Origin of the sequence: Paramuribaculum intestinale, assembly GCF_003024925.1 — a bacterium.
In the GTDB taxonomy this organism is placed as follows: Bacteria; Bacteroidota; Bacteroidia; order Bacteroidales; family Muribaculaceae; genus Paramuribaculum; species Paramuribaculum intestinale.
Genome location: NZ_PUED01000225.1, coordinates 1 through 3285 on the forward strand (window position 1 = coordinate 1; position 3285 = coordinate 3285).

The window sequence follows — 3285 nt, forward strand, 5'->3', positions numbered from 1 at the left end:
GTGCAGTAGGTCCACTTGTCAGTGGCCCATCGGGTGATCCGGTCTATAAGGGATCGTTTGCTGCTGTCATCGGCGTTGCCCATATCCTGATGTCGTCGGGTTTTGGTGGATGCAAAGTTAAACAATCTGTGCGAATCATACCAAAAAAACGTTCAGTCCGATCTCTTGACATTGAGCCGCGAGCCGGAGGAGTGGGCTGTCAGTTCCGGAGCGTACTGACTTTGTGCGGTGGCGATTCCCGATGCGTAACTGCCTGCGTTGTTGACCCACATCTCGTAGGTGAGTATGTATGTGCCTTTGCGCAGACGGTCGATGAAAATCCGGGTTTCCGTATCGAGGTTCTCGCGATAAAAACATACACCCTCACTCCATATCGGCTCAGGCAGCTGATCGGCCGGCTCAAGACAAGCCGCGCGCTGGTCGGTGATGGCAAGATAATCTATCTCGCGTCCGGCTTTGACAGTGAGAACCACCTTCACGCGGTCACCGTTGTTGAGCTCTGTCACTTCCTTCCATGATCCGTCGGGAGCCATGCGCAGCAGGCGTTTCTCTATCGATAGGCCTTCGCAGGGTCGGGCCTCGATATCCGCTGGAACGGCAGTGTATCGGCTGATGACAGCGCCCCATGCAGGTGTGTCATTGCTGCGTGCAATCGTAAGAGTCGTCCCCTTTGCGGGTAGGCTGGCCCGCAGTGATCCGGTGTATGGCTCCGGAGTCACGGCGATGTCCTTTCGGTCAACGGTTATGGTCACGGATCCAGCCTTTTCAACCCATGCGGGCGATGAGGCGAGCAGCGAGGCTACAATATGGCTTACTGCCGGTGCCGTGCCCCAGTTCATGGCCTGATTCTGTATGATGATCCATTGGCGTATGGGGTCGATCTGAGGTGATTCTGGCGATAGCATACTGTAGGCGAGGAGTGCGCGGGCTGCAGTTAACACATTTCCGCTCCGATAGACGCTGGAGCCGGTCGATGGCCACCACATGCCGAGCTGCGGATTGCTGACTGAATATTCGTCCACCGATTTCATGATTTCCGATGCTACGGCCCGACGGTTGTATGATATCAATAGCAGAGCCGCTTCTATTTTATCCTGTACCGTAAGGCTTTTCCATCGTTCAATCACTGACTGCAAAGTGCGGTCAATAATGCGTTGTCCGTCGGCCGACGGCGTGAAACCGGGAGCAGCCGATGCGAGCATCGCGAACGTGATATCGGTATGTTTCGGATCGGCTGTGAGAGCTTTTGCAGCGCCATACTGGATATATCCCAGAGCGCTGTGGTAAATGGCTTTCAGACGTTTGTCACCTGTAGGGAAATACCCGATGCGGTTGAGTTCGCCGAGTATGGCTGCCACAGCCTCTGTGGCCCATTCCGAAGAGCGTGGATAGAATGTGTTCCATGCCATGCCTCCATCGGTCTGCCGTAATTTTTCAAGCAGTTCTATCGCGTCGTTGTATGCCTGATCGGTCTGCGCCCGGTCGAAGAGCATTGACAGCCGGCGTATACGTTCGGTATCGCTCATCGCTTCCTGTTGCCAGGGGGTGGATTTGAGCAATAATGTTTTCAGGTCGGGGTTGCGTTCAAGCATTGATGTAAGAGTGCTGTCGCTGTCGGCCGACTCGCTCCAGTGTCTGACAGCCTTCGCCACTTCCGGGTATCTGGCCATTATCTTTCTGGCGACAACCGTGGAAAATACTGCGGCTGCGGCGTCAGGAGCCGTACGCAAGCCGGGAGTCTGTATTCCGGGCAAGGCTGTGATCACAAACCATAGTGGATTGTCGCAGTAAGTGAGAGTCAGCTTCATGTCTTTTGCCGCCTTGGGCAGTGACATGGAATATACGCTGTCGTCAGGTGCGAGATAAAAGTTGTCGGACTGAACGACCGGCGTCTCGGCAGGCAGAAGCGGTACGATGTTCTGCTGGCCGTCAGAACCGTCGGAAGTTACTGCTCTTGTCCTGAATCCGAGCATCTGTCCCTCCGAAGGAACGGTTATGGTGGATGTGGATTTGACCGACAGCATGGGCTGTATCTCTGTCGTCTGCTCGTGACGGCCGATAACATGTCCGTTGGCAGGATCAAACCACTCATTGATCACTCTTGCTGTTACAGCGTGATCTGAATTGTTGAATACGGCTACTTCTATGTCAGCCTCGTCGCCGTTGCGCAGGAAGCGCGGGGGATTGGGGGTTACCATTATTCGTTTCGAGGCTGTGATGTCGCGGATTTCGGTAGTATGCCGCAGGGATGTGTCGAAACCGGTGGCTATGAATCGCCATGTGGTATTGGCGTCGGGCACAGTGAAAGTGAGAGCCAACAGTCCGTTTTCATCAGTGGTAAGCATCGGGCGGAACATAGCGAGGGCTATCTCCGATGGACGGTATTGTCCGTCGGCATCATTGGTCTTCTGCTCACCTGATTCCGGCGCGCCTGTATCATTGGCTGTCTCATCGTCAGCAAGCATACAATCTTCTGTCACAGCCTCTGCTTTTGCAGCGGTTTTCATTGATTTCATCATTACCGAGCGGGTCATGCCGACTCCTCCGGCAGTCGTCACTGTTTCATATAGGATGCCGTTGCCGGCCGATTCAAAAAACGAACGTCCGTAGGTGTTGAATCCCGGCGCATCGACATTTCTTGTCGGAAGCCATTTGAAGATAGTTTCGGCTGTCGACGAGAAGTTGTCGCCTGTATTGGGCGGTGTCGTCGAAAGCGATTTGCCGCCTGTTTCTTCGAGATGCATTGTCAGCGAGTGAGGAGCGAGCTTGTCAAGCGCGGCATTATACATGTCGACAATGACAGCCTTCTGCTCCGGCGATAGGGCGGTGTCGGCCGGCACGACACGGATGGTCCATTTCTCTTCAGATCCGGGCGTCACTCTGTCGCGGAATGTATCCAGCACAATGCGCAGTCCTTTGGGCGCGGCGGGATTGGTGACGGTGATGTCCTTTACCGTCGAACGGTAATTTCGGGTCGACATAAGGCTTATGGTAGCCCGTTCGATCGATTGGGGGATTTCGGACGGAAGAGTGTGGATGCCGCCGTCGAGAGTCAGCCAGCGTCGCGACATGATGCTGTCGGTGGTCCACACGGTCATAAGCACAAATGACCGGCCGGCTGGAGTGCCGAATACGACCGGCTCTCCGCCTGAATATGATAGCTGAGGCACCCATAGCGGTTCATCGCGCGGTGGCAGAGGATCCGACATGCGGTAGAGGGCTATGTCTGATACCGTCAGAGGAGAGCAGTCCTTCTCCAGCAATGAAAGACGCAATGAGTAGATG

1 protein-coding gene is annotated in these 3285 nt (G+C 54.8%); it reads right to left on the minus strand.

The window, feature by feature from the left end; genetic code table 11:
* Positions 1-152: 152 nt before the first annotated feature.
* A partial coding sequence (locus tag C5O24_RS11910) for an alpha-2-macroglobulin family protein (protein WP_133165567.1) occupies positions 153-3285 on the minus strand: 3133 nt, incomplete at its 5' end.